The organism is Streptomyces hiroshimensis, assembly GCF_014650335.1.
In the GTDB taxonomy this organism is placed as follows: Bacteria; Actinomycetota; Actinomycetes; order Streptomycetales; family Streptomycetaceae; genus Streptomyces; species Streptomyces hiroshimensis.
In genome coordinates this window covers 25396-50772 of record NZ_BMUT01000016.1, presented here as the reverse complement: position 1 = coordinate 50772, position 25377 = coordinate 25396, and the positions used below count along the sequence as shown (strand labels likewise).

Annotated in this window: 22 protein-coding genes, 5 tRNA genes and 1 riboswitch; of the genes, 14 read left to right on the top strand and 13 right to left on the bottom strand. The window is 70.0% G+C overall.

Going from position 1 to position 25377, the window contains the following annotated elements:
- Nucleotides 1–174 precede the first annotated feature (174 nt).
- Nucleotides 175–1041: a DUF8083 family protein gene (locus tag IE241_RS28990; protein WP_190024822.1), complete on the top strand. Its 867-nt coding sequence runs from the start codon at nucleotides 175–177 to the stop codon at nucleotides 1039–1041.
- Between the two features lie 468 nt (nucleotides 1042–1509).
- Entirely contained in the window at nucleotides 1510–1716 is a 207-nt protein-coding gene (gene bldC, locus IE241_RS28985) for a developmental transcriptional regulator BldC (RefSeq protein ID WP_003949541.1), read from the top strand.
- Between the two features lie 473 nt (nucleotides 1717–2189).
- Here bldC and IE241_RS28980 read toward each other — a convergent pair whose 3' ends face one another.
- The 6 genes from IE241_RS28980 to IE241_RS28955 all read right to left on the bottom strand — a co-directional run bounded on the left by IE241_RS28980 (nucleotide 2190) and on the right by IE241_RS28955 (nucleotide 7136).
- Nucleotides 2190–2420 (bottom strand): DUF6274 family protein, encoded by a 231-nt coding sequence (locus tag IE241_RS28980; protein WP_190024821.1) that lies wholly within the window; start codon nucleotides 2418–2420, stop codon nucleotides 2190–2192.
- 104 nt (nucleotides 2421–2524) lie between these two features.
- Nucleotides 2525–2599, bottom strand: a tRNA-Asp gene (locus IE241_RS28975).
- 136 nt (nucleotides 2600–2735) lie between these two features.
- A complete protein-coding gene (hrpA, locus tag IE241_RS28970; RefSeq protein WP_190024820.1) occupies nucleotides 2736–6692 on the bottom strand; it encodes an ATP-dependent RNA helicase HrpA in 3957 nt (1318 codons plus the stop codon).
- 159 nt (nucleotides 6693–6851) lie between these two features.
- Nucleotides 6852–6925, bottom strand: a tRNA-Phe gene (locus tag IE241_RS28965).
- Nucleotides 6926–6949: 24 nt separating this feature from the next.
- Nucleotides 6950–7024 (bottom strand) — tRNA-Asp (locus IE241_RS28960).
- Between the two features lie 39 nt (nucleotides 7025–7063).
- Nucleotides 7064–7136: transfer RNA gene (locus IE241_RS28955), tRNA-Glu, on the bottom strand.
- Nucleotides 7137–7315: 179 nt separating this feature from the next.
- Here IE241_RS28955 and IE241_RS28950 point away from each other — a divergent pair.
- The 10 genes from IE241_RS28950 to IE241_RS28905 all read left to right on the top strand — a co-directional run bounded on the left by IE241_RS28950 (nucleotide 7316) and on the right by IE241_RS28905 (nucleotide 19059).
- Nucleotides 7316–7666: a metallopeptidase family protein gene (locus tag IE241_RS28950; protein ID WP_058047578.1), complete on the top strand. Its 351-nt coding sequence runs from the start codon at nucleotides 7316–7318 to the stop codon at nucleotides 7664–7666.
- Nucleotides 7667–7884: 218 nt separating this feature from the next.
- Nucleotides 7885–8394 (top strand): hypothetical protein, encoded by a 510-nt coding sequence (locus tag IE241_RS28945; RefSeq protein ID WP_190024819.1) that lies wholly within the window; start codon nucleotides 7885–7887, stop codon nucleotides 8392–8394.
- A gap of 214 nt (nucleotides 8395–8608) precedes the next feature.
- Complete coding sequence (locus IE241_RS28940) at nucleotides 8609–10909, top strand: DEAD/DEAH box helicase (protein WP_190024818.1); 2301 nt, start codon at nucleotides 8609–8611, stop codon at nucleotides 10907–10909.
- 132 nt (nucleotides 10910–11041) lie between these two features.
- Nucleotides 11042–11114: transfer RNA gene (locus tag IE241_RS28935), tRNA-Lys, on the top strand.
- A 568-nt stretch (nucleotides 11115–11682) separates the two neighbouring features.
- Nucleotides 11683–12582, top strand: coding sequence for a DUF6227 family protein (locus tag IE241_RS28930; RefSeq protein ID WP_229899971.1), 900 nt, complete (start codon nucleotides 11683–11685; stop codon nucleotides 12580–12582).
- 283 nt (nucleotides 12583–12865) lie between these two features.
- Nucleotides 12866–13069: a cold-shock protein gene (locus IE241_RS28925; protein ID WP_030367061.1), complete on the top strand. Its 204-nt coding sequence runs from the start codon at nucleotides 12866–12868 to the stop codon at nucleotides 13067–13069.
- Nucleotides 13070–13366: 297 nt separating this feature from the next.
- On the top strand, nucleotides 13367–15121 hold the full coding sequence (locus tag IE241_RS28920; RefSeq protein ID WP_190024817.1) for a DEAD/DEAH box helicase: 1755 nt from the start codon (nucleotides 13367–13369) through the stop codon (nucleotides 15119–15121).
- Nucleotides 15122–15274: 153 nt separating this feature from the next.
- On the top strand, nucleotides 15275–16579 hold the full coding sequence (locus tag IE241_RS28915) for a PP2C family protein-serine/threonine phosphatase (RefSeq protein WP_190024816.1): 1305 nt from the start codon (nucleotides 15275–15277) through the stop codon (nucleotides 16577–16579).
- Nucleotides 16580–16657: 78 nt separating this feature from the next.
- A riboswitch (cyclic di-AMP (ydaO/yuaA leader) is annotated at nucleotides 16658–16788 on the top strand.
- Nucleotides 16789–16797: 9 nt separating this feature from the next.
- Entirely contained in the window at nucleotides 16798–18069 is a 1272-nt protein-coding gene (locus tag IE241_RS28910; protein WP_229899969.1) for a M23 family metallopeptidase, read from the top strand.
- A gap of 45 nt (nucleotides 18070–18114) precedes the next feature.
- The gene (locus IE241_RS28905) at nucleotides 18115–19059 is read left to right on the top strand and encodes an aldo/keto reductase (protein WP_190024815.1); all 945 of its coding nucleotides are present in this window, start codon (nucleotides 18115–18117) and stop codon (nucleotides 19057–19059) included.
- Nucleotides 19060–19162: 103 nt separating this feature from the next.
- Here the strand turns inward: IE241_RS28905 and IE241_RS28900 are convergent, their stop codons facing one another.
- The 6 genes from IE241_RS28900 to IE241_RS28875 all read right to left on the bottom strand — a co-directional run bounded on the left by IE241_RS28900 (nucleotide 19163) and on the right by IE241_RS28875 (nucleotide 22796).
- Nucleotides 19163–19462, bottom strand: coding sequence for a hypothetical protein (locus tag IE241_RS28900; protein WP_190024814.1), 300 nt, complete (start codon nucleotides 19460–19462; stop codon nucleotides 19163–19165).
- 89 nt (nucleotides 19463–19551) lie between these two features.
- Nucleotides 19552–19782: a hypothetical protein gene (locus IE241_RS28895; RefSeq protein WP_190024813.1), complete on the bottom strand. Its 231-nt coding sequence runs from the start codon at nucleotides 19780–19782 to the stop codon at nucleotides 19552–19554.
- 147 nt (nucleotides 19783–19929) lie between these two features.
- Nucleotides 19930–20418, bottom strand: a complete 489-nt coding sequence (locus IE241_RS28890) for a hypothetical protein (protein ID WP_190024812.1) — start codon at nucleotides 20416–20418, stop codon at nucleotides 19930–19932.
- A 116-nt stretch (nucleotides 20419–20534) separates the two neighbouring features.
- The gene (locus IE241_RS28885) at nucleotides 20535–21395 is read right to left on the bottom strand and encodes a hypothetical protein (protein WP_190024811.1); all 861 of its coding nucleotides are present in this window, start codon (nucleotides 21393–21395) and stop codon (nucleotides 20535–20537) included.
- A gap of 346 nt (nucleotides 21396–21741) precedes the next feature.
- The gene (locus tag IE241_RS28880) at nucleotides 21742–21951 is read right to left on the bottom strand and encodes a DUF397 domain-containing protein (RefSeq protein WP_190024810.1); all 210 of its coding nucleotides are present in this window, start codon (nucleotides 21949–21951) and stop codon (nucleotides 21742–21744) included.
- Nucleotides 21951–22796, bottom strand: coding sequence for a helix-turn-helix domain-containing protein (locus tag IE241_RS28875; protein ID WP_190024809.1), 846 nt, complete (start codon nucleotides 22794–22796; stop codon nucleotides 21951–21953). The genes IE241_RS28880 and IE241_RS28875 overlap by 1 nt, the downstream gene beginning before the upstream one ends.
- Nucleotides 22797–23015: 219 nt before the next feature.
- Between IE241_RS28875 and IE241_RS28870 the strand changes: the two genes are divergently transcribed.
- Nucleotides 23016–23654: an ATP-binding protein gene (locus IE241_RS28870; protein ID WP_373300798.1), complete on the top strand. Its 639-nt coding sequence runs from the start codon at nucleotides 23016–23018 to the stop codon at nucleotides 23652–23654.
- Nucleotides 23655–23693: 39 nt separating this feature from the next.
- Here the strand turns inward: IE241_RS28870 and IE241_RS28865 are convergent, their stop codons facing one another.
- Nucleotides 23694–24470, bottom strand: coding sequence for a hypothetical protein (locus IE241_RS28865; protein WP_190024807.1), 777 nt, complete (start codon nucleotides 24468–24470; stop codon nucleotides 23694–23696).
- Nucleotides 24471–24675: 205 nt separating this feature from the next.
- Between IE241_RS28865 and IE241_RS28860 the strand changes: the two genes are divergently transcribed.
- Nucleotides 24676–25377 carry a KpnI family restriction enzyme N-terminal domain-containing protein gene (locus IE241_RS28860; RefSeq protein ID WP_229899965.1) on the top strand — a complete coding sequence of 234 codons (702 nt, stop codon included), beginning with the start codon at nucleotides 24676–24678 and terminating at the stop codon, nucleotides 25375–25377.

Here is a 25377-nt window from a genome sequence, read left to right as displayed (position 1 = left end):
GCCCTCCGGGGGTGGTGGAGGGCCGGTTGGCAAGAGGGTAAGACCTGTCGGTGCGGCGGGCCGGTCCCGTGCGGAGGATCACTCTCCCGGGGAGCGGTGCCATGGGACGATTTGCACGGTACGGGGAGGGTTCGGCAACTCCCCGGAGTGTCCTGCGGTTTGAGGGGAGCACGTGTGGGCTCGGCTTCATCGGTGACTGTCCCGTACGCGGCATACCTGCGGGTCTATGAGCCGCTGGGCGCATTCCCGGAGCCGGAGCGCACGCACTGGGAGCGCTACGCCCGGCGCGAGGTGCTCCCGTGCGCCCAGGACGAGCTCCGGCGCTCGCTCGCCGACCTCCTGCCCACCCCGCCCGTGCCGGTGCCCGTGCACGAGAGCGGCGACGCCTTCGTGACCGTCCAGGACGGCGTGCTGTGCATCTGCCCGTGGCGGACCAGACTGCGCGGCTGGCTGGCGCTGGGGGAGCTGTCCGAGAGCCTGCCCGCGCCGGTCCTGGACGCGGCCCTGCCGCCGGTGGTGCGCCGGCAGGCGGAGGCCGACTACGAGCGCTGGCAGGAGCGCAACCCCGACTCCCGGCCGTGGATCCGCACCGCCACCTGGCAGGTGCCGCTGCGCTGGTTCGTGCTCTTCTCGGACGAGGAGCGCGAGTACGGCAAGAAGGGCGAGTACGCCAAGGAGGGGGAGTCCGGCCGGGACGGGCTCGTGCTGCGCTACCGCACGCCGATGGTGCAGGCCAGGCGGCGGGTGGCCCGGGGGCTGCGCACGCTCAAGGACGCCATCGACGAGGGTCCGCTGATCGACGGCCTGGTGGACGTCGGACGGTGGCTGGAGGAATTCCACCCGCGCTCCCTGGTGGAGCTGGACTACGGCGGTCTGGTGCATATGGTGCCCGAGGCGCAGCTCGCCGAGGATCATTCCGCCGGGGACACGGCGGAGGGGCTCGCGGCGTTGCGCGCGGGGGATGGAGTGCGCGCGGGGAGGGCGTACGAGCGCTTGACGGAGCGCTGGAGTGCCGTACGCAACCGGCAGTACGCCAATTGAAGTCTTGATGCGAGAAGTCCCGGGACCTAGGTCCTGATCCGGGCCATTGCGGCAACCGTGACCTAACGCACTTTCGTCAGGTCTTGCGCCCATCGCCCATCCACGTGGCAAAATAGGACAAGGAGTCCGGGAAGGGCTCCTTCCGTCCAACTACGGGCGGATTGATCGGTATTGCACTCCTTGGCGGGTCTGGTGACCCCTGATCCCGCTGTGACTGATCGTCACGGTGGCGTGACTGTCCGCTATGGCATGGTCCATCGGCTTCCGTCGAGGTTGAACACCTGAGAGGGCAATTCCATCGGTTTGGCCGACGTGGCTGGACAGATGGTGTAGTTGTAGTGCCGAGGACAAGCCGTTCGTCCTATAACCGACTCGGCCCGCGTCCGCCATTTCGGGCAACGCGGGTCAAGGTGCAGAATTTAGAGGAAAGAACCGACTCCACGTCAGGTTCTCCCGAGGAGGCCGCTCATGACCGCTCGCACCCCTGATGCCGAGCCGCTGCTGACCCCGGCTGAGGTTGCCACGATGTTCCGCGTGGACCCGAAGACGGTCACCCGTTGGGCCAAGGCTGGCAAGCTCACGTCCATCCGCACGCTCGGAGGACACCGCCGTTACCGCGAAGCGGAGGTCCGCGCCCTGCTGGCGGGCATTCCGCAGCAGCGCAGCGAGGCCTGAACAACCGCATCACCGGGCGTTTTCCGGGGCCCCCAACCCGGCCTGCGCCCAGCTAGCTCCATCTGAAGCACCATCTGGCTACAAGCGACCGGCACCTGCCCCAACAGGTCCGAAGCCCACCGACTTGGGCGAGTCGTCGATCGCGCTGGACTCCGCCGGGTCCAGCGCGATCTTTTTATTGCCCGGGCGCCCCTTGAGCGGCCCCCGGCGGCCGTGCCCGACTCTGGGCAGCGGGCGCCGGCGACACACCCGTACGGACCTCCGGGCCCACCCTTTCGGGTGGAGTGCAATTGCACATATTAAATTGACCCGTTGTAGGACAGGGGTAAGTTCCCTCAGTCGGGAAACTCTTTCGGTGACTCCCATCACAGTGCGACGTGCTTGTCACTCACCGTGCCGCTGCGGTAAAGAGCCCGGTGCGTTCCGCATGCATCCGCCCTGTGGCCGACTGCCGCCCGATCAGGCGCCGTTGGTCACCCGGAAGCCGCCCCGGCCTCCCCGGCGCCCTCCGGCTCCGGCACCGGCCCCGCCGCAGCCTCCTGGGCGAGCCGCAGCAGCCGGTGGCACACGGCGCAGTGGCGGGTCAGATGGCGATATCCCGAGGCGCCCGAGGCGGCGGACAGATGGGCGCGCAGCAGCGCCCTGGTCTCGTGCCTGATGCTCTCGGTCCGCTGGGCCCGTGCCCGGGTGGTGGTTGTCGTCATGGAGCGCAGCACCTCCACCCTCTGGGTACCCCTGGCACGTGTCCCAGTCAAGGTCGGATGCGAGAAGGCCCGGATCCCTGGGGGATCCGGGCCTTCAATCGATGCGGTCCTGACGGGATTTGAACCCGCGGCCTCCACCTTGACAGGGTGGCGAGCACTCCAAACTGCTCCACAGGACCTTGCTTGCTTCCCGCTCCGGCGGGCTTGCGAGTGAGACTCTACAGCAGGTCAGGGGGTGCGGTCGAACCCGATCACGGATGCGGCCCCCGAACGGGTCCCGCACCGCGGGCCGGGCCGCCCGCACCCCTGCGCCCCCTAGGGCGCCAGCTGATCGATGGCCTTCACGATCCGCTTGTCCGAGACCGGGTGCGCCGTCCCCAGGGCGTGGGCGAAGTAGCTCACGCGGAGCTCCTCGATCATCCAGCGGATGTCGAGTGCCTCCTGGGGCACCGGGCGCCCCTTGGGGAACTGCTCCAGCAGCCACGCGTACTCGTCCTGCATCTCCTTCACCTTCGCCATCCGGGCGCGGTCCCGGTCGGCGTTGGAGGGCAGCTGGGTGAGCCGGCGGTCGACCGCCACCAGATAACGCAGCAGGTCCGGCAGCCTGCGCACGCCGTGGGCGGTCACGAAGCCGGGCTTGATGAGCCCCGCCAGCTGCTCCTTGACGTCCGACAGGGAGGACATCAGCGACAGGCTCGTGGTGGCCTTCAGCCGGCGCTCGCACGCCTGCCAGGCGGCCAGCACCTCCTGCACCCTGCGGATGGCGTCCAGCGTGGCGTCCACGATGTCCGCCCGTACCGCGTCGAAGAGCTTGCGGAAGGATTCTTCGTCCCAGACGGGTCCGCCGTGCGCCGCCATCAGCTTGTCGGCCGCGCCCGAGACGCAGTCCTCGAAGAGCGCCTGGACGGAGCCGTGCGGATTGCGGGACAGAGCGAGCTTCTGCTGGTTGCCGAGCTTGTCCTGAGCGAATTTCGCGGGGTTGGACGGCAGGTTCAGCAGGATCAGCCGGCGGGTGCCCCGCCACATGGCCTCGCGCTGCTCCTGCTCGGTGTCGAAGAGCCGCACCGCGACCGAGGCGCCCTCGTCCACCAGCGCCGGGTACGCCTTGACCGGCTGGCCGGCCCGCCGCGTCTCGAAGGTGCGCGGCAGGGTGCCCACCGTCCAGGACGTGAGCCCCGAGCGCTGCTCCGGGGCGCCGCCGCCGGTGCCGCCGGCCTTGGCGGCCCCTGAGGCCTGCTCGAAGGCCTTGGAGATCGCCGCCTGCGTCTTCGGCTTGAGCCGCAGCCGCAGCGCCTCCAGGTCCTTGTCCTCGGCGATCTTGCGGCGCCGCTCGTCGACGACCCGGAAAGTGATCTTCAGGTGGTCGGGGACCTTGCCCAGGTCGAAGTCCTCCGGATCCAGCCGGACCGCCGTCATCCGGTGCAGCTCGCGCGCCAGCGTGACCGGCAGCGCCTCCTGCAGGGGGACCGCACGGTCCAGGAAGGCCTTGGCGAAATTCGGCGCCGGTACGTAATTCCTGCGGATCGGCTTGGGCAGCGAACGGATCAGCTCCGTCACCAGGTGCTCGCGCAGCCCCGGGATCTGCCAGTCGAAGCCCTCGGCCGAGACCTGGTTCAGCACCTGCAGCGGAATGTGGACGGTCACGCCGTCCGCATCCGCCCCCGGCTCGAACTGGTACGTCACCTTGAACTTCAGCCGGCCCTGCCGCCAGGAATCCGGATAGTCGTCCTTGGTGACGGCCTCGGCGTTCTCGTTGATGAGCATCGACTGCTCGAAGTTCAGCAACTCCGGCTCGTCGCGCCGCTTGTGCTTCCACCACGAGTCGAAGTGCGCACCCGAGACGATGTGTTCGGGCAGCCGCTGGTCGTAGAAGTCGAAGAGCGTCTCGTCGTCCACCAGGATGTCCCGGCGGCGGGCGCGGTGCTCCAGCTCCTCGACCTCGCCGAGCAGCTTGCGGTTGTCCTGGAAGAACTGATGGTGCGTCCGCCAGTCGCCCTCGACCAGGGCGTTGCGGATGAACAGCTCACGGCTGGTCTCGGGGTCGATGCGCCCGTAATTGACCTTCCGCTGGGCGACGATCGGCACGCCGTACAGCGTCACCCGCTCGTATGCCATGACGGCCGCCTGCTTCTGCTCCCAGTGCGGCTCGCTGTAATTGCGCTTCACCAGGTGCTGGGCGAGCGGCTCGATCCACTCCGGCTCGACCTTGGCATTGACCCGCGCCCACAGCCGCGAGGTCTCCACCAGCTCGGCCGACATCACCCAGCGCGGCTGCTTGCGGAACAGCGCCGAGCCCGGGAACACCGCGAACTTCGCGCTGCGGGCACCCAGGTATTCGTTCTTCTCGGTGTCCTTGAGGCCGATGTGCGAGAGCAGGCCGGCCAGCAGCGACTGGTGGATACGGTCCGGGGCCGCGTCCTCCTCCGCCAGGTGGACGCCCATCTGCTTGGCGACCGTCCGCAGCTGCGAGTAGATGTCCTGCCACTCGCGTATCCGCAGATAGTTCAGGAACTCCGACTTGCACATGCGCCGGAACGCCGACGACGACAGTGCCTTCTGCTGCTCGCGCACATAGCGCCACAGATTCAGGAAGGCGAGGAAGTCGCTCGTCTCGTCCTTGAAGCGGGCGTGCTGCTGATCGGCCTGCGCCTGCTTCTCCGACGGGCGCTCGCGCGGATCCTGGATGGACAGCGCGGCCGCGATCACCATGACCTCGCGGACACAGCCGTTGCGGTCGGCCTCCAGGACCATACGGGCCAGCCGCGGGTCCACAGGAAGCTGCGCCAGCTTCCGCCCCGACTGCGTGAGCCGTTTCTTCGGATCCTTCTGCGCCGGATCCAGCGCCCCCAGCTCGACCAGCAGGTCGACGCCGTCCTTGATGTTGCGCCGGTCCGGCGGGTCGATGAACGGGAACTTCTCGATGTCACCGAGCCCGGCCGCGGTCATCTGCAGGATGACGGAGGCGAGGTTCGTACGGAGGATCTCCGCGTCCGTGAACTCCGGGCGGGCGAGGAAATCGTCCTCCGAGTACAGCCGGATGCAGATGCCGTCCGACGTACGGCCGCAGCGGCCCTTGCGCTGGTTCGCACTGGCCTGGGAGACCGCCTCGATCGGCAGCCGCTGGACCTTGGTGCGGTGGCTGTAGCGCGAGATCCGGGCGAAACCGGGGTCGATCACATAGCGGATGCCCGGCACCGTCAGGGACGTCTCCGCGACGTTCGTCGCGAGCACGATCCGGCGGCCCGTATGGCGCTGGAAGACGCGGTGCTGCTCGGCGTGCGAGAGGCGGGCGTACAGCGGCAGGATCTCCGTGAACCGGAGCTTTTTCTTCTCCAGCGCGTCCGCGGTGTCGCGGATCTCCCGCTCGCCGGAGAGGAAGACCAATATGTCGCCGTCGCCCTCGCGCTGCAGCTCCTCCACCGCATCACAGATCGCCGTGATCTGATCGCGGTCGGAATCGCCGGAATTCTCTTCCAGCAGCGGCCGGTACCGCACCTCCACCGGATACGTGCGCCCGCTGACCTCGATGATCGGCGCGTCGCCGAAATGGCGCGAGAAACGCTCGGGGTCGATCGTGGCCGAGGTGATGACGACCTTGAGGTCGGGGCGGCGCGGCAGCAGCTGGGCGAGATAGCCCAGGATGAAGTCGATATTGAGACTGCGCTCGTGCGCCTCGTCGATGATGATCGTGTCGTACTGGCGCAGCTCGCGGTCCGTCTGGATCTCGGCCAGCAGGATGCCGTCCGTCATCAGCTTGACCAGCGTGTCCTCGCCGACCTGGTCGGTGAAGCGGACCTTCCAGCCGACCGCCTCGCCCAGCGGAGTGCGCAGCTCCTCCGCGACGCGCTCCGCGACCGTGCGGGCGGCGAGCCGGCGGGGCTGGGTGTGCCCGATCAGGCCCCGGACGCCACGGCCGAGCTCCATGCAGATCTTGGGGATCTGGGTGGTCTTGCCGGAGCCGGTCTCGCCCGCGACGATCACGACCTGGTGGTCGCGGATCGCCGCCAGGATCTCGTCCTTCTTCTGGCTGACGGGGAGCTGCTCGGGATAGGTGACGGCCGGCACGGCGGCACGCCGGCTCTCGACGCGCAGCTCGGCGGCGTCGACCTCGGTCGTGATCTCGGCCAGGACGGCCGAACGGGCCTCGGGCTTGCGGATGCGGCGGGCCCCGTCGAGCCGCCGCCCCAGGCGCTGCGCATCGCGCAGTGTCAGCTCGGGCAGGCGGGCGGCGAGGTCGGCGAATGCGGCGGGGGCGGCAGGCTGCGTAGACATACGAAGTCCAGGATCGCACCAGCCGCCGGGAAGCGGCGAACCCATTTAGGGGCGGGGTGGCGCCTTGGCGGGCGGCTCCGGAGCCTTTGCGGGCGGCCCGGAGCGCATCCGCGCGCCGGAAAGCACTGAGCCCCCCGTCCGAAGACGAGGGGCTCACTGTGGCTGGGGCCGGGGTCGAACCGGCGACCTTCCGCTTTTCAGGCGGACGCTCGTACCAACTGAGCTACCCAGCCACGCAAGCACCGAAATGCTTGCAGCGGTCCTGACGGGATTTGAACCCGCGGCCTCCACCTTGACAGGGTGGCGAGCACTCCAAACTGCTCCACAGGACCTTGCTATGTGCGAGCACTAGTCTCGCACACGGTACAGCGTGCCCCCAACGGGATTCGAACCCGTGCTACCGCCTTGAAAGGGCGGCGTCCTGGGCCACTAGACGATGAGGGCTGATGGCCCACCTGGGCGCTTCGCAGCGCCTCGGGGACGTGAGAAGCATATGGGATGGAGGGAGGTAACGCCAAAACGGTTTCCCGGGGGCGGCGCGACGGGGGTGCGGGCGCGGCGCGACGGGGCGCGCAGGGGCGGCGCAGGGGCCGTACGGAGGGACGTGCCGGACAATGGCGAGCGTGCTGGAGATGACGCGCGAGGAGTTCGAGGAACTGGTCGCCGAGGCCCTGGACCGGATCCCGCCGGAGCTGACGCGGCTGATGGACAACGTCGCGGTGTTCGTCGAGGACGAGCCCCCGGCGGAGGACCCGGAGCTGCTCGGCCTCTACGAGGGGACGCCGCTGACCGAGCGCGGCGAGTGGTACGCGGGCGTCCTGCCGGACCGGATCACCATCTACCGCGGGCCGACGCTGCGGCTGTGCTCCTCCCGGGAGGAAGTGGTGGAGGAGACCGAGGTGACGGTCGTTCACGAGGTGGCCCACCACTTCGGCATCGACGACGAGCGGCTGCACGCGCTCGGCTACGGGTAGGGACCGGTCACGGGGAAAGAGCGGTTACGGGTGAAGGCCGGCCGCGGGTAAAGGCCGGCCGCGGCTACGCGGGTAAAGAGCCGGTCAGGTGACCGCGTGCCGCGCGTGTCCTGGGCGGGGCGGTCTCAGTTGGGCAGGGCGCCTGTCCCATGCGTTGCCGATGCGGTCTGTACGCGTCGCCGATGCGACCCGTAGCCGTAGCCCGAAGGCGGTCCCCGATGCCCCCCACCTCACCCCGCGCAGCCGTCACCCGGATCGCGGCCGTCGCCGTCGCGGCCCTGGCCCTCGGGGGGTGCATGAGCGTGAGCGACCCGGAGCGGCCCGCTCCGTCGCCGGGTGCGGGCAAGCAGCGCGAGGCGGGGCCGGAGCCGGACGGCGGGGTGCGGCTTCCGGGCGGGCGGCCGGGACAGGCGGACGCGCGCTCGGCACGGGGCGCGAGCGGCAGCCCGTCGGCGAAGGGCGCCGCGTCGCCGTCCGCGTCGGCGACGCCCTCGGGCACGCCGGCCGGGGCTTCGCCGGACGCCCACGCAGGCAAGCCGGGCAAGAAGCCGAAGCAGCCGGGCGGCGGGGCCGGCGCGGTTCCCGCGCCCGGGCGCCCGCCCGCCCCCACCCAGCCGGCGCCCCAGTCGACCACCCCCACGCCGCAGCCGCCCGTCACCCAGCCGCCCGCGTCCTCGGCGCCCCCGTCGCCCCAGCCGGGCCCCCAGGCGGCGGGCCCTGTGGCGTAGGCCATGCCGCCGGACGGGGGCAGCGGGTTGCGCCCGGAGGTGGTGAGTGCGTATGGTGGTAGATCGTTTGATCCCATTTGCCCGGCGCCTAACAGAAGCGCGCCGTGTGGCGCGTTCCTTACCTTGCCGTGGCTGACCGCATCGAGGCGGTCATTTGTGAAGCCGACACGGAGCTTGGGCGCGTGCCGAAACTCCGGAAGGTTTCGCATTTCGCATGTCCATTTCCACTGAGCAGACCGTCATGCCCGCGAACGACGAGATCGTCGTCGAGGCGGACGCCGTCACCGCGGAGACCACCGCGGACCTCACCCCCGACACCGCCGCCGAGGCCGTCGACATCGACGCCGCCGACGCCGGCACCGACGCCGCCGACGAGCCCGCCGAGCCGACGATCACCTTCGGTGACCTCGGCCTGGACGACGCGATCGTCCGCAAGCTCGCGCAGAACGGTGTCACCACCCCCTTCCCGATCCAGGCGGCGACCATCCCGGACGCCCTGGCCGGCAAGGACATCCTCGGCCGTGGCCGCACCGGCTCCGGCAAGACCCTCTCCTTCGGTCTGCCGCTGCTGTCGACGCTGGCCGGCGGCCACACCGAGAAGAAGCGCCCCCGCGGCCTGATCCTCACCCCGACCCGCGAGCTCGCGATGCAGGTCGCGGACGCCCTCCAGCCGTACGGTGACGTGCTCGGCCTGAAGATGAAGGTCGTCTGCGGCGGTACGTCCATGGGCAACCAGATCTACGCCCTGGAGCGCGGCGTCGACATCCTCGTCGCCACCCCGGGCCGTCTGCGCGACATCATCAACCGCGGCGCCGCCTCGCTCGACAAGGTCCAGGTCGCCGTCCTCGACGAGGCCGACCAGATGGCCGACATGGGCTTCCTGCCCGAGGTCACCGAGATCCTCGACCTGGTGCCGGCCGGCGGCCAGCGCCTGCTGTTCTCCGCGACGCTGGAGAACGAGATCGACACCCTCGTCAAGCGCTACCTGGTCAACCCGATCACGCACGAGGTCGACCCCTCCGCCGGTGCCGTCACCACCATGACCCACCACGTCCTGGTCGTGAAGCCGAAGGACAAGGCGCCGGTCACCGCCGCCATCGCCGCCCGCAAGGGCCGCACCATCATCTTCGTCCGCACCCAGCTGGGCGCCGACCGCGTCGCCGAGCAGCTGCTGGACGCCGGCGTCCGCGCCGACGCCCTGCACGGCGGCATGACGCAGGGCGCGCGCAGCCGCGTCCTCGACGACTTCAAGGCCGGCTACGTGAACTGCCTGGTCGCCACCGACGTCGCCGCGCGCGGCATCCACGTCGACGGCATCGACCTGGTCCTCAATGTCGACCCCGCCGGTGACCACAAGGACTACCTGCACCGCTCCGGCCGTACGGCCCGCGCCGGCCAGTCCGGCACGGTCGTCTCCCTGGCCCTGCCGCACCAGCGCAAGCAGATCTTCCGCCTGATGGAGGACGCGGGCGTCGACGCCTCGCGCCACATCGTCGGTGGCTCCGGCGCCTTCGACGAGGAGGTCGCCAAGATCACCGGCGCCCGCTCCCTCACCGAGGTGCAGGCCGACTCCGCCGCCAACGCCGCCAAGCAGGCCGAGCGTGACCTGGCCGACCTGACCCGCCAGCTGGAGCGCGCGCAGCGCCGCGCCTCCGAGCTGCGCGACGAGGCCGACCGTCTCCTGGCGCGCGCCGCCCGCGAGCGCGGCGAGGACCCGGAGGCCGCGGTCGCCGCTGCCGCCGAGGCCGCCGCCACCGAGGCCAAGGCCGAGGAGGAGGCCGCTGCCGCCGCTTCCGTCCCGGCGCAGGCCGCGCCCGCGCACGAGCGCCGCGACGAGCGGGGCAACTTCGAGCGCCGTGACGACCGCGGTGGCTTCCGTCGTGACGACCGCCGCGATGACAACCGCTCCGGTGGTTTCCGTCGTGACGACCGTCGTGACGACAACCGCTCCGGTGGCTTCCGTCGCGATGACCGTCCGTCCGGTGGTTTCCGTCGTGACGAGCGCCGCGATGACAACCGCTCCGGTGGTTTCCGTCGTGACGACCGTCCGTCGGGTGGCTTCCGTCGTGACGACCGTCGCGATGACCGTCGTGACGACAACCGCTCCGGTGGCTTCCGTCGTGACGACCGTCCGTCCGGTGGTTTCCGTCGTGACGAGCGCCGCGATGACAACCGCTCCGGTGGCTTCCGCCGTGACGACCGTCCGTCGGGTGGCTTCCGTCGTGACGACCGTCGCGATGACCGTCGTGACGACAACCGCTCCGGTGGCTTCCGCCGCGATGACCGTCCGTCCGGTGGCTTCCGCCGCGACGACCGCCCCTCGCACGGTGGCGGCTTCCGCTCCGGCGGCAGCGACCGTCCGTTCAACCGCGACCGTCGTGACGACCGTCCGGCCGGCGGCGGCTTCCGCTCCGGCGGCCACGACCGCCCGAACGGCCGCCGCGACGACCACCGTGGCGGCGCCGGCTCCTTCGGCCGCCGCGACGACAAGCCGCGCTGGAAGCGCAACGGCTGATAACCGCAGGTGATTTGGGGCCCGTACGGCACTTCGGTGGCGTACGGGCCCCGCTGCGTCTGCACTCCCGTCCGACGCATCGGCCATAACGACTCGGGATAACGCGGTCGTCCGGGCTATGCTGCGGGGTGCGGGCCGTTAGCTCAATTGGCAGAGCAGTGGACTTTTAATCCATTGGTTGTGGGTTCGAGTCCCACACGGCCTACGCGATGCGGGCGAGGGAAACCCCCTCTGACCTGCGCACGAGCGCCTCGTCCGGTTCTTCCGGGCGGGGCGCTTCCGCATTCCCGGCCCGCTCCCGGCCCGGGGCGCGTCGACCACTTCGGCGGCCCCCGCGGCCTGTTCTGCGACGATGCCAAGGACGTCATCGCGCCCGGCCTGAAGGCGTACGCGCCCGAGGGCTTCCTGGAGCACTGCCGTCAGCGAGAACGTCTACGCGGGCCCTGTCCGTGAGTCGCCGCTCGGGCTTCATGCAGCAGAACATCCTTGAATTCCTCGCGAACCGGCGGGACATGCACGGCTGCCTCAACGACCGTGCGGGCGACGGGCGGTGCGGGGGACGTCGTACGGGCCTCCCGGCAGGCACTCCACAGCCCGCCGGGCCAGGGGGCGCACGGCACGCGCACGCCCCACCCCCCGAGCCACCGCTGGACGCCCCCCGCGTGCCCGGACCTCTGCGCACCCAGTTCCCCGAAACCCCGCCCCCGTCCCGTGTTCGCGCCGCTACGGTAAGTGCGCGGGGTGGGCGCGGCGAGGTCCGGGAGGTCGGAGGCATGGAGAACTCGCGAGCGGGTGAGAACGGCAGCGGAAGCGAGCGAGGAGAGTGGGGGAACCAGAGCCCGGCGTACAGGGCGCACAGGGGGCGCACGGAGCACGGCCAGGGACCGGGCGGCCCGGCGGGAGCGGCGGGAGTCGAGACCACGCCCGCCGAGCATGTGGGCGCGCTGCTGGGGCGGGCGCAGAACGGCTTCGAGATCGACGAGCGGATGCTCGTCCGGCTGCGGACGGCGCTGATGCATCAGGCCGAGCTCCGCTCGTACCGCCAGCGCAATGACGACCGGCGTCCCCTGCGCTGCAATTCGTACCGGCATGTGTTCCTGCTGGCGGACGGCAGCAGCCTGCTGCTGTTCGAGCTGGAGCACAACACGGGTCCGGAGGACGTCTTCCTCTACGAGCTCTACGCGGACGAGGACGCCCTCGACCGGGCCGAGCGGCGCGTGCACGACCGGATCGGGGGCGGCATCGGCCCCGGCAGCGAGACCGAGGAGCTGCCCGCCTGGCTGGCGGAGGAGCTGCTGCTGGCCATGGGGCCGGTGCAGCCCCGCCGGGAGTACGTCTCCGACGCCTCGCCCGATCACGCCCGGCGGCTGCTGCGGCGCGCGGAGAACGCGGACGGGCCCGGTGAGGTGGTGCGCGAGCTGCTCCAGGGGGCGCTCGGTCACCACATCGCGCTGATCACCAAGCCGAGGCGCCGGGGCCCCGGGCGCGACGCCACCTGGTGCCGCTTCTACGAGCACGCCTTCCTGCTGGAGGGCGGCGGCGAGCTCAGCCTGTGGGAGCTGGAGCACAACATGAACGCCGACGGCCGCCTGGTCTGCGAGGTCTATCTGGACGAGGCGGAGGCCGAGGTGGCGGCGGACCGCCACGCCCGCGCCCAGGGCGTGGAGCTGTAGGGGAGCTGAGGGGGCTGTAGGGGTGGCTGTAGTGGAGCTGTAGCGGCACCGGGCTGCCGCGGGGCTGCGCACCGTCGGCGGGCGGGTGAAACGGGGGCCGCCGACGTGTGCTACGGACGTGTGCTACGCTTAACTGACGTTTCAGTTGTGGTACCCATGAACTCGTGTGCGCCTGACGGTTATGTGAACCGAAGGCGCATTTTTGTTTTTGCCGGTCTATTCCGGTGTGGGGCCCGTTGCACCATCGGCATCCGTCGAGGGTGCATCCACTAAGGAGATAGACATGGCTACTGGCACCGTGAAGTGGTTCAACTCGGAAAAGGGCTTCGGCTTCATCGAGCAGGACGGCGGCGGCCCCGACGTCTTCGCCCACTACTCGAACATCGCCTCCAACGGCTTCCGTGAGCTGTTCGAGGGCCAGAAGGTTTCCTTCGACGTCACGCAGGGCCAGAAGGGCCTGCAGGCCGAGAACATCGTCGCTGCCTGACGATGATGCCCGCCCGGTCCGCCTGACGGCGGCACCGGGCTCTGCATGAAGCACCAGGCAATGGGGCCCGCACCTCGGGGTGCGGGCCCCATTGCTGCCCCTGCGATCGATGCCCAGCGATTGCTGCCCCTGCGCCTGCCGGCGCCCGCGTGCCGGCTGTCGTCCCGCACCAGCGCGCCCAGGCTTTTCCGCCGTCCGACCGTTCTCGTTCCGGAATTCCGGACGGTCCGGACGGTCTCGCGATGCGAAGTCTCCTTTTCGGGCGTGCCACCCCCATTGAGGGAAGGTCCCACCCGTATGACTCGCTCCGCCCGCCCCACTCGTTCCCGCGGCCCCCAGCAGAGCCGCGGTGCTCAGCAGAACCGCGGCTCCCAGCAGGGCGGCCGTGCCGGCGCCCAGCCGTCGCGCCGCCGCCCCGCCGCCCCCCAGGGTGACTTCGAGACCCCGGTCAGCACGACCCCGGCGCTGCCGCCGGTGGAGACCTTCGCCGAGCTGGACATGCCCGCCGGCCTGCTCTCCACGCTGACCCGCGAGGGCGTCACCGAGCCGTTCCCGATCCAGGCCGCGACGCTGCCCAACTCGCTCACCGGCCGTGACGTCCTCGGCCGCGGCCGCACCGGCTCCGGCAAGACCCTCGCGTTCGGCCTGGCCATGCTGGCCCGTACGGCCGGCCGCCGCGCCGAGCCCGGCCGCCCGCTCGCCCTCGTGCTGGTCCCCACCCGCGAGCTCGCGCAGCAGGTCACCGACTCGCTCGCCCCGTACGCCACCGCCGTGAACCTGCGGACGGCCACGGTCGTCGGCGGCATGTCCATCGGCCGGCAGGCGCAGACGCTCGCGCGCGGCGCCGAGGTGCTCGTCGCCACCCCGGGCCGTCTCGCGGACCTCATCCAGCGCGGTGACTGCAAGCTCGGCGACGTGCGGATCACGGTCCTGGACGAGGCCGACCAGATGGCCGACATGGGCTTCCTGCCGCAGGTCACCAAGCTGCTGGACCAGGTCGACCCCGAGGGGCAGCGGATGCTGTTCTCCGCGACCCTCGACCGCAACGTCGACCGGCTCGTCCGCCGCTTCCTCTCCGACCCGGTGACGCACTCCGTCGACGCGTCGGTGGGCGCGGTCGTCACGATGGACCACCACCTGCTGCACGTCAGCGAGCTGGACAAGAAGGACACGGTCACCCGGATCGCCGCCCGCGACGGCCGCGTGATCATGTTCGTGGACACCAAGCGCGGCGCCGACCGCCTGGTGAAGAAGCTGCTGTCCGAGGGTGTGCGCGCCGCCGCGCTGCACGGCGGCAAGAGCCAGCCGCAGCGCAACCGCACCCTGGACCTCTTCCGTACGCAGGAGGTCACCGCGCTGATCGCCACGAACGTGGCCGCGCGCGGCATCCACATCGACGGCCTCGACCTCGTCGTGAACGTCGACCCGCCCATGGACCACAAGGACTACCTGCACCGCGGCGGCCGTACGGCCCGCGCGGGCGAGTCCGGCACGGTCGTCACGCTGGTGCTGCCCGAGCAGCGGCGCGAGATGAGCCGGATGATGGTCACGGCCAAGATCAGCCCGAATGTGGTGACGGTCGGCCCGAAGGACGAGGAGCTCGTCCGCATCACGGGCGCCCAGGAGCCCAGCGGCGTGCCGGTGGTCATCGCTCCGCCGGTCCCGGCCCAGTCGACGCCGCGCAAGCGGTCGGGCGGGGGCGGCGCGAGTGCCGGGTCCGCCGGTGGGGCTGCGGCTGCTGCGGGTTCGCGTGGCTCGCGGGGCACGCGTGGTTCGCGTGGCGGTCGCGGGCGGGTGCGTCCGGGGACGTCTTCCGGGGCGTCGTCTTCCTCGTCCTCCTCGTCTTCCTCGGCTTCGTCGTCCTCCGGGTCTTACGGTGCGGGTGGTGCCGGTGGTTCGGGCCGGGGCGCGGGTGGCTCGGGCCGGGGTGCCGGCCGGGCGTCCGGTGGCGCTTCCGGTGCGGCTTCCGGCCGCGGGTCCGGCCGGGGTGGCGCCGGCCGGGGTGGCGCCGGCCGGGGCACCGGGGGCGCACGGGAGCGTCGCTCCTCGTAGCCCTTTCTGCAGCCCGTTCTGCAGCCCGTTCTGCAGGTCCCTCTCCTAGGGCCTCCCTCCCCGGTTGGCCCAGTTCCGTTCGCCTGCCGACCTCCCGCCCGGAAGGGTGGGAGGTCGTGACGTGCGGGACTGCCGATCAGGAGAGAGAGCGCGGTGGGCAAGCGAGAGAGCCGTTCTGCCCGCCGTGCGGTCGGCGGCCTCAGTGACCGTCGCGTCGACCGTCGCGTCGGCGGTCGCCGCACCTTTCGCCGTACGGCCCGCCGAGCCGCCCGCAGGCTCCCGGCCGCTCTGATCGTCGGCGGCGTGCTCTTCGCCCTCGGGGCTCCCGCGAACTACACGTGCGCCCCTTTTCTCTCCGCCGCGCCCCTCGTGGCGGCACCGCTGCACACCCTCCGCGTCACCGCCACGGCCGCCCTGGCCGCAGTGGCGGTCGCTGTCGGCCTCGTCTTCTACCACCGGCCAGCCGACACCGGTGAGGCGCTGGCCGAGATCGCCGCCATCGGTGCGGTCTCCCTGGTCGCGCTCGGCATCAACCGCATCGCTCGTCGCAGCCATCAGCAGCTCGCCTCCGCCCGCGGCATCGCGGAAGCGGCCCAGCGCGCCGTCCTGCCCGCGCCCCCGTCCCGGATCGGCGGCCTCCGCGTGGCCGCGCGCTATGTGGCCGCCCAGGCCGACGCCCGGATCGGGGGCGATCTCTACGCGGTCCAGGACACCCCGCACGGCGTACGGGTCATCGTCGGTGACGTCCGCGGCAAGGGTCTGGGCGCGGTCGAGGCGGTCGCCGTGGTGATCGGCGCGTTCCGGGAGGCGGCCGAGCAGGAGCCCACGCTGGAGGGGCTCGCGGGGCGGCTGGAGCACGCGCTCCAGCGGGAGGGCGCGCGGCGGGCGAACCTCCGTGCCGACGCCGTGGATCAGGCCGAGGGCTTCACCACGGCCGTACTGGCGGAGCTGCCGCCGGGCGAACCCGTGTTCCGGCTGCTGAACCGCGGCCACCCCTCACCGCTCCTGCTGCACGCGGACGGCCGCATCGGCGTGGCCGACCCCGCCGTCCCCGCGCTGCCGCTCGGCCTGGGCGAGCTGGGGGTGTGGCCGGACCGGGCGGAGGAGCGGGAGTTTCCCGCGGGGGCGATGCTGCTGCTGATGACGGACGGGGTGACCGAGGCGAGGGATGCCGGCGGCACGTTCTACGACCCCCGGGCGGGGCTGACGGGCTGTCGGTTCAAGAACCCGGAAGCGCTGCTGGACGCCCTGGTCGCGGACGTCGCGCGCCATTCGGGGGGTCAGGCCGACGACGACATGGCGCTGTTGGCGATTCGGCGCGGCGAGCGGATCGAACAGCATTTCGTGGAAAGCATCGACAGGTTCCGTGGGCGCACGTCCTGTGAAGATGTGCGCGAGGGCATCGGTCGATTCGGGCGTTCGGCTTGGAATCCACCCGGCATGTCTATTAACGTTTGATAACGGAGCGCGGTTGTCGCAACGCCGCAAGAGGCGCTGCGCCGTGCGCCTTCGCCGAATCCCGCGGGCACAGCACCACCTGATACACCGGCAAGTTCTGGGAACCGGGGAACCACCACCCTGGGGTGAATCGGGCCGCGTGCGGCCCGTAGGAGACCTTCCTGCTCCGAACCCGTCAGCTAACCCGGTAGGCGAGAAGGAAGGAAAGGAGTGCCTTCGTGGCATCCAATGAGCCTGCCGCGTACGAGCCTGGCGCGTACGAGCGTGGCGCCTACGAGCCTGCTGCGTACGAGAGTGCTGCTTACGACCCGCCGCTGGTCCCGGCGTACGTACCGCCGTACGAGCCTGAGCGGGAACGAGAGCCCGAGCCGGAGCTGCGGTACGAGTCGCAGGCCGCCGGGTACGGCCCCGGGTCGTCGTACGTCCCCGCTGCCGACCGGTCGTCCGTCTACAACTTCTTCGGCACGGGCCGCGGTCGCCACCGCGTCGTGAAGCAGCGCGGCGGCACGATGGCCCGCAGCGGCGCCGTGCTCGGCGTGGGCGTCATCGCGGCGGTCGGCGCGGGCGGCATGGCGCACGCCCAGGAGCGCCCGGCCGCCTCCATATCCATGCCCGACCTGGCGCAGCTGCCGGGAGTGGGCTCGTTCTTCACGGGGAGCGCGGCGGGCTCGGTCGATTCGGCCGCCGCTGATGTCACTGCAGGGGCCACCGCCGATGCCACTGAGATGGCCGAGAGCGCGGCGGCGGCGGGTGAGGTGCTCCGGGCGAGAATCCTGGAGCAGGCCGACCACCAGCAGGGTGTGGCAGAGGCCGAGGCCCAGGCGGCCCAGGTGAAGCAGGCTGCGGAGACGCAGAAGAAGGCGGCGGAGGCGGCGGCGCGGTCCGCGGAGGCGGCGGAGAAGGAACGGGAGGGGGAGCGGGCGCAGGCGACGGCACCGGAGCAGCAGACGGCGAAGCAGCAGGCCCCGAAGAAGCAGCGATCCGCTCCGGCTGCCCGTCACTCCGGATCCGGCACCGGAGCCGGATCCAGCACCGGCACGGGCACCGGCACCGGCATGGGTACCGGTACGGGCACGGGCACCGGCATCAGCACGGGCGGGTTCAGGCTCCCCCTCGCCTCGTACACCCTGACGGCCGGTTTCGGCCAGGCGGGGAACATGTGGTCCGCGAACCACACGGGGGAGGATTTCGCCGCCCCGACCGGCACGCCGGTGAAGGCGGTGGGCGGCGGCACGATCGTGCAGGCCGGCTGGGCCGGGGCGTACGGCTACCGCATCGTCCTGAGGCTCGACAACGGCACGGAGCTGTGGTTCTGCCACCTGTCGTCGATGGTCGTCACGTCGGGGAAGGTCGCGCCGGGCCAGCTCATAGGCCGTGTCGGCGCGACGGGCAACGTCACGGGCCCGCACCTGCACCTGGAGGTCCGCCCGGGCGGGGGCGCGCCGATCGACCCGCTGGGGTGGCTGCGGGGCAAGGGCCTGCAGCCGTAGCGGAGTAGCGGAATATCAAGCCCCGCAAGGGCGCTGAACAAGCACATGGCTGACATTCACAAGAAGATCGGCAATCTCTCCGTCCACCCGCTGGCGCTCGGCGGCAATGTCTTCGGGTGGACGGCGGACGAGGCGGAGTCGTTCGCCGTCCTCGATGCGTACGCGGCGGCGGGCGGTAATTTCATCGACACCGCCGACGTCTACTCCGCCTGGGTCCCGGGCAATGCGGGCGGCGAGTCGGAGACCGTCATCGGCAACTGGTTCGCCGCGCGCGGCAACCGTGACGACATCGTCCTCGCCACGAAGGTCGGCGCGGGCGTGCCGCAGCCGCGGGGCCTGCGTGCGCCGGTGATCAAGGCGGGCGTGGAGGAATCGCTGCGCCGTCTGCGCACCGATTACATCGACCTCTACTACACGCACTACGACGACGAGTCGGTGCCGGTGGAGGAGTTCATCACGGCCCTCGACGCGCTGGTGAAGGAGGGCAAGGTCCGCGAGATCGCGGCCTCGAACATCACGCCGGAGCGTTTGACGGAGGCCCTGGAGTTCTCGGAGACGTCGGGCCTGGCGAAGTACGTGGCGATCCAGCCCCACTACAACCTGGTCTCCCGCGACACCTATGAGGGCGACCTGGCGGCCGTAGCGGCGAAGCACGACCTCGCGGCCGTCCCCTATTACGCCCTGGCCTCGGGCTTCCTCACCGGCAAGTACCGTCCGGGCACGACGGTGGAGAGCGCACGCGCGCAGGGTGCCGGAAAGTACCTGGAGACGGAGCGCGGCCGCCGCGTCCTGACGGCCCTGGACGAGGTGGCGGCGGCCCACGACGCCGAGCTCGCCACGGTCGCCCTGGCCTGGCTCGCGGCCCAGCCCACCGTGGCGACCCCCTTGGCCAGCGCCCGCACGGTGCAGCAGCTCGCGCCGCTGCTGGCGGTGGCGGACCTGAAGCTGACGGAGGCGGAGCTGAAGCGCTTGACGGAGGCGTCGGCGTAGCACGCAGGCGTCGGCGTAGCACGGAGGCATCGGCGTAGCACGGAGGCATCGGGCGGCGGGAAACCGCCCGATGCCTGCTCCTCCGGATTCAGTCCCGGTGGATTCAGTCCCGGCTTTCCGTGATCCAGGAGGCCAAGGCGACGACCCCGGCCACCCCGAACACAGCCGGCCAGGCCCCGACCTTCTTGGCGAGCGGATGCGACCCGGCGAACGCGGCAACGTACAGGCCGGTCAGCGCGGCAGCCTTGGGCGCCCCGACCTTCCCGGCCCACTGCCGGGCCGCCACCCCACCGGCCACGGCAAGCGCCGCACCCCCCAGGGGCCGCTTCTTGGTCCACCGAGCAACGCCGTACCCACCGACAAGCCCACCCGCGGCAACAACAGCCGTAGGAACCTGACCCATCCCACACCTCCGCATCAAAGGACAACGACCTCGCCCAAAGCTAACTTCATGGGACGACGCCGACCGAGAGCGGGGGCAGGGCGGCCGGATTACCGATCGGGCGTGGCCATGAGCAGGGTCGGCACCATGAGGGGCGCCGCGGCAGAGGCGGTCTGAGGCAGGGGCACCCAGGCGAGCCCGGTCATCCGCGGACAGCCGCAGTCCAGATCACCGTCGACCCCCAGCCGGGGCTCTCCCTCGGCGACCCGGACGCTGTAACAGGCGGTCCAGCCCGACGGATACGGCACCTCGTAGAGGAATTCCGCCGACAGGGGCTGCAACCCTCGATCATGCCGGTCGGCTTCCCTGCTGCCAGCCTGGCATGCCGCCTGCGACGACGAGAGGAATGGGGCGACGGGAGGCATGGGCGGCACACCGCTCGCCACGCAGCGTTGTGCAGGGAGGCGCACGATCCTCCCAGGCCCGAACTACGCGGCGGGGCTCGCCCAGCGTTTGGTGATCTGAGGCTGGGAGTACGACGTCGGCCAGGCTTGCAGGCGAACCTGCTCGGTGGTTTCAGGTGCATTGTCGGAGTCGATGTCCGCGTGGACGGCGGCGGCCAGATTCCGTCGCGAGGCCCGGATGCGGATCCACCCGGCGGGCATGTCGAACCGTGCTGCATCAGGGAAGTAGTCCGTGCAGCCCAGGACGACGAGGCGCCCCGACGCCAGGTTGAGGCTGGCCTCGACTACGTGGTCGAAGTCGTCACTGTCGTCGTCCGGCTGTGCCGCGAGGACGTGGACGCTGACTGCCACGTAGACATTGACGGCAGTGCCAATGGCCAGGGCCTCCTCGGTGACGCCGAGCCCGTCCGAGACGGTCTGTTCATTCCACACGTCACTGAGATCGCCATCGGACTCGTCGTCCAGAAGGTGGATCTGGAAGTAGTCCGCGAAAAGCCTGAGATTTGTCTCCACAGGGACATCATCGACACTGCATTCGACAGGCTCGGCGGTGGGGTGGGATCACCACCGGAGGGACCAGTCTCCTCGCGCTGCTGCATCCGTCATGGCCGAGCGGGGAGTGGAGCCACTCAGCGACTCGTGCGGGCCAGCGCGCGCAACTGGTCGACGCGGTCGTGGACGGCGGCTGCCCGCGCCTCGTCGAGCGGCTCCAGGGCCGGTACGTCGCCACGGCAGGAACGGCACAGGCCGCCGGGGAGGGCTTCGGGGCGGCCGATAACGGCGCAGCCGGTGCACTCCATGAGGCAGGTGGGTTCCACTGTCTCCGCATGTACGGGACGGGGGAGCTCGGGCGGCATCCTGTCGTGGAGCCTCGTACGGGTGAAAGCCCCCGGGCAGTGGATGACGTCGGGAAGCCCGGCTGTGAGGATCCGCGCGAAATCCAGTGGTGTCACGCCGCGCGCAAACCACTCAGCAGCGAGACCTTCGAGGGCGGCGCACTCGGCGGCGGAGAGTGTCAGGCGGGGGTCGGAGCAGCCGAGGGTGGCCAGGGCGATGTACGCGGGAGAGCACTCGTTTTGCGCCCGGTTCCGGGGTTCTTCCTGGGGTGCTTCCTGGGTCGAGGGTGCGGCCGACGGGGGCGCGGACTGCCGGGAGTCGCGGTCGAGGAAGGCCGCCCACCATGCGTCGTCCCGCGCGGTCCGGGAGAAGTACGAGCGGGACACCCACTGCGTACGGCCTTCGCCGACGACTTCCCTGAAACGGCGCAGGTGGCCGGCCTCGGACAGGGCATTGAGGGCGGAGGCGACGGCCTGCTGTCCGTAGGCGGGGAGCTCCTTGGCGAGGGTCTTGATGTCGACGGCGGCGCCGTCGGGAAGCCGGTCGATGTGAGCGGCGATGTACGCCTCGCGGGTGGGGAGGTGAGCGAAGTCGTCCCGGCCACGCGGGGCTTGATCGGGTGCGGTCCGCTTGCCGTATCCGGACGCGGCCATGGGGGGAACGGTAGGGTTGGCGACAGCCACGAGATCAGTGCCCTTTGATCTAGGTGGTCAGACCCCGGCCTGGTGTTGGTAGCACCGTGCCGGGGTTGTTTGTTGTGGCGCACGCTACACGCCGACAGCGAGGCGTGGCGACCCGGTTGCGCAAAGTCATGGTCGTGTGCTTACGCGTGCGTACGCGCGAGCTGGGAGGGAGGGTGGGATAACACCCACCACCCATTCCACGTATGGATCGCTCGGGTCCCGACTCCCGAGTCTCGGGGGTTCAAATCTCCTGGTGCCGTCGGCTGATGGGCCTGGAACGCCACCGAATCCCGAGCTTCGGGCTGCAGGGTCGGTGTCAGCGGGGGCTACGGCGTCTCGCGTCGGCCACGAAGGCCATCCATCCGTCGTGTGAGACGGCGAGCGTAGGGCCGTCTGGATCCTTGGAGTCTCGGACGAACGTGCGCTGAGTGGCGTGGGCGACCTCGACGCACTCGGTGTGTCCGGCGCCGCTGTACGAGGACTTGAACCATCCTTCCCTCGGTATGTCTGAGGGCGCTTCCTGCATCACAACTCCCTGAGTACGCGTTCGATAAGGGCGGACGTGGCCGCCATATCCAACGCTTGGGCGCGCAGGTAGTCGAACGCAAGTCTGTATCGCTCCAACTCCGCTTCCTTCTCCATGAAGAGCGAGCCAAGGTGGAGGTCGACGTACACGACATCGAGCGACGGTTCTGCACCGCCAATGATCACGAAGCTGCCCATGGCTGCTGAGTGGGCGCCCTTCGCAAACGGGAGAACCTGCAGCGTGATGTTGGGGGAGTCGATGGCTTGAAGCAGGTGGCCGAGCTGTTCGCTCATGACCTCTCGCGACCCGACCACACGCCGGATCACTGACTCGTCGAGGATTGCCCACAGGTGGGGTGGGTCGGTGCGGCTGAGCACTTCCTGCCGCTTCATGCGGATGTCGACGAGCTGCTTGATCTCTTCGGGCGCCAGGCGCATCTCGGAGGCGTGCTGTACGGCCTCGGTGTACCTGCGCGTCTGGAGGAGCCCGGGAACGTAGAGGCACGCGAAGTGGTCCTCGCGTGCCGCCTCGTCCTCCAGGGTGAGGAGCAGGTTCATGCTCTCCGGGATGGAGTCGGCGAAGGAGTTCCACCAGCCTTGCTGCTTGGCGTCCTTGGCCAGGGCGACAACGGCTTTGCGCTCCTTGTCGGAGGCTCCGTATTCACGGCACAGAGCGTCGATGATGGGCCACTTCACGGGGCCGGCTTGGGTCTCGTACCTGCTTACGGTGGCCTTGGAGACGCCGACGAGCAGCCCCGCTTCCTCCAGTGTCATGCCCTTGCGTGCTCGCAGCTTGCGCAGGGTCGCGCCGAGCTGACGGCGACGGGTCGTGGTTCGCACCGGCATGACGTACGGCTCTCCCTTCGGGCAGGGCCCCCGGCCCTGACGTGCCAACGAGGCTATGCCGCAGTGGAGTTGCCGACGCAGGATTCACCCTTTCGAGGTTCGTGAGAAGTTACATGGCGGGATTTCTCGCTGCCATACTCGTCTGCGCGATGCCTACGCAGTGCAGTCGTACGGACGCGGCTGGGCGCAGCACTGTCCTGGCGGAGGGGACTGATCCACATGAACATGTGCCAGCGCGTTGCACCGCCTAGGAAGCAGGAACTTCCGTTCCTGGCCGTCCCTGAACGAGTCGCGCACTTGCGGCGGTGGGTCTCCGGGCCCCTTGCCCTCTGGGGAGTCCCGGACCTTGCGGGCGCCGTGCAGCTGTGCGTGACCGAGCTCATCACCGACGTCATCACCCACGTAGGCGCGGAGACACCGACGTGGGTGACGGTGTCGCTGGACGGCCCCCACCTGCGCATCGAGGTCCGGGACCCCGACCCGCGGCGATTCCCGGCTCAGGGAGAGGACCGCCCTGGCCGGCGCCTGGCCAGCCGCCGGGGCGTGACCATGCACGACCACGGCAAGACGTCCTGGTACGAGCTGACCACGGGCCTTCCCGTAGGGGAAGGACTCCCGATGGACCCCCGGATGGCCGACGCCGAGGCCGTCCTCACTCTCTACGGCCGAGGTTCCGCGCCCGGAGCCGCCTCTCTGCTCGGCCGTGTGGCGTCCGAGGAGGCGGCGACAAACCTCATCGCCGACCTCCTCCACTGGTTCCAGGCCCACGGCACCGACCCGGACACGGCCCTGGATCGTGCCCAGATCCGCTTCGAAGCGGGATTGCCGAAGGCTGGGTGGCCCCATACGGTCGGCTGAAGCGCACGCCATCGCCGATGCTGGCTCTATGCCGACGGATTACTTCATAGCGGCTCGCAGTAGCGCCCCGGCGTCATCTGGCAGGCCGTAGTCGTGCAGTTTCACGGCTGTCCGGATCACCGCATCGTGTGGTTGATCCCGCCCGTAGGTCAGAATCAAGGTCTCGGCGAGCTGTTTGTGCTGTTGCCTGCGGAGCAGAACGAGTGCTGCTGCACTCTCAGCCGGTGTGAGGATCCTCGTTGTTTCCCGCAGCAGGGCAAGCGCCGCGCTCCGTTTGCCCTTGCGGTGCAGGTCGCCGGTTCGCTGTGCCACATGGTTTGCGGCTGCCACATCCCGGGCTAGCTCCTGCCGGTCCCCCTCCGGCGAGGGGACCGGCAGGAAACTTGCCCGCTCCCTCGCAGCGGCGAGAGCGGCTTCTAGGCCGGCTTCGCGATCGCTGACTTGCTTGAGACTCCGCCGTAGTTCGTTGTTCTCCCGCTTGAGACGGGGGCACGTACTGCACAGCCTCGGCTCAGCTGCGGCGTGGATCGCATGCAGCTGCTGCCTGGTCATGCCGACCGCTGCCGTCCCTGCCCGCGCCACCGCGGCCTCGTACAGCCGCAAGACGAAGGCCTCTGTCGGCAGGCGTACACCATTCAGGTAGCGGGATATCTCGCTGGGGTCCTTCTTGTAGCCGCGGGACTCCAGCTCCTTGGCTGCGGTCCCCAGCGAGGCCGGGTTCATGTGCCTGTATAGGGCTACGAGGGTCTCTGCCAGCCGTCGTCGTCCTGGTGGCAGATCCTTGCTGATTCTGGTGCCGACGCGTCCTGCCTGCATCTGAGTCCCCACCCTTCATGCTGTCTGGCACACCCGATTGTGCATCAGGTCATATTGACGATCTTCTGCGCAACTCTGGTTTTTGCTGGACCTCTGTTCGGCGACGGTGCGTAATGGATGAACCGCCGGAGACCCGGGGGGACACGGTGTCGCAGTGCGTCAGCTGTTGCCTGCGGCGAGGTGCGAGACACCTCAAGAGAGGGAAGTGGGGCTGCAGATGGTGCTGCCGTCGTGGCAGGACAAGGGGTTCGGGGGCAGGGTTCGGGCCGCTCTCTGGCTGGAAACGGTCGTAGGGGAAGGGGAGATCTTCACCAAGACCGAGCTGCGTAAGGCTTTCCCCGATGTGGCACAGATCGACCGCCGCGTCCGTGAGCTGCGCGATTACGGCTGGAAGATTGACACCAACCGTGATGACCCGTCTTTGAACCTGGACGAGCAGCGGTACGTGAGCAGGGGGGCCGAAGTATGGATTTCCGGCCAGGCCAAGCTGGCCAAGCACAAGACCAGCCTCTCCGGCGCGGAGCGGGACAAGATCTTCCTGGCCGATAACTACCAGTGCCGGACCTGTGGGATCGGCGCTGGTGAGGCATACGACGGTGGAGTCATGCTGGCCAAGCTGGACGTTGCCCGGCGCACGGTTTGCTCTGCCGATGGCACGAGCGTCATCCAGTTCGTCACCGAATGCAACCGGTGCCGCGTGGGTGGCGGTGTCCGTGAGGTGGATCTCGTTGGCTTCCTCGCCGTGGTGAAGGCCCTCGCGCCGCTGGAGCGGCAGGTCCTCGCGGAGTGGATGGAAGCTGACCGCCGGGAGCAGGGCCACCTTGAGAAGTTGTGGGGTGTCTACCGGACTCTGCCGGAGGAGTCCCGTGCGGCTGTTAAGCAGGCCGTATCCAGCGATGAAGAGTGA

Excerpts from the sequence above, each read along its gene's own strand:
- IE241_RS28905 (WP_190024815.1), top strand. The coding sequence starts at position 18,115 with ATGGCTGACATTCACAAGAAGATCGGCAATCTCTCCGTCCACCCGCTG.
- IE241_RS28930 (WP_229899971.1), top strand. The coding sequence starts at position 11,683 with ATGGAGAACTCGCGAGCGGGTGAGAACGGCAGCGGAAGCGAGCGAGGA.
- IE241_RS28920 (WP_190024817.1), top strand. The coding sequence starts at position 13,367 with ATGACTCGCTCCGCCCGCCCCACTCGTTCCCGCGGCCCCCAGCAGAGC.
- IE241_RS28900 (WP_190024814.1), bottom strand. The coding sequence starts at position 19,462 with ATGGGTCAGGTTCCTACGGCTGTTGTTGCCGCGGGTGGGCTTGTCGGT.
- hrpA (WP_190024820.1), bottom strand. The coding sequence starts at position 6,692 with ATGTCTACGCAGCCTGCCGCCCCCGCCGCATTCGCCGACCTCGCCGCC.
- IE241_RS28885 (WP_190024811.1), bottom strand. The coding sequence starts at position 21,395 with ATGGCCGCGTCCGGATACGGCAAGCGGACCGCACCCGATCAAGCCCCG.
- bldC (WP_003949541.1), top strand. The coding sequence starts at position 1,510 with ATGACCGCTCGCACCCCTGATGCCGAGCCGCTGCTGACCCCGGCTGAG.
- IE241_RS28875 (WP_190024809.1), bottom strand. The coding sequence starts at position 22,796 with ATGCCGGTGCGAACCACGACCCGTCGCCGTCAGCTCGGCGCGACCCTG.
- IE241_RS28945 (WP_190024819.1), top strand. The coding sequence starts at position 7,885 with ATGCCCCCCACCTCACCCCGCGCAGCCGTCACCCGGATCGCGGCCGTC.
- IE241_RS28865 (WP_190024807.1), bottom strand. The coding sequence starts at position 24,470 with ATGCAGGCAGGACGCGTCGGCACCAGAATCAGCAAGGATCTGCCACCA.
- IE241_RS28925 (WP_030367061.1), top strand. The coding sequence starts at position 12,866 with ATGGCTACTGGCACCGTGAAGTGGTTCAACTCGGAAAAGGGCTTCGGC.
- IE241_RS28940 (WP_190024818.1), top strand. The coding sequence starts at position 8,609 with ATGTCCATTTCCACTGAGCAGACCGTCATGCCCGCGAACGACGAGATC.
- IE241_RS28980 (WP_190024821.1), bottom strand. The coding sequence starts at position 2,420 with ATGACGACAACCACCACCCGGGCACGGGCCCAGCGGACCGAGAGCATC.
- IE241_RS28870 (WP_373300798.1), top strand. The coding sequence starts at position 23,016 with ATGAACATGTGCCAGCGCGTTGCACCGCCTAGGAAGCAGGAACTTCCG.
- IE241_RS28880 (WP_190024810.1), bottom strand. The coding sequence starts at position 21,951 with ATGCAGGAAGCGCCCTCAGACATACCGAGGGAAGGATGGTTCAAGTCC.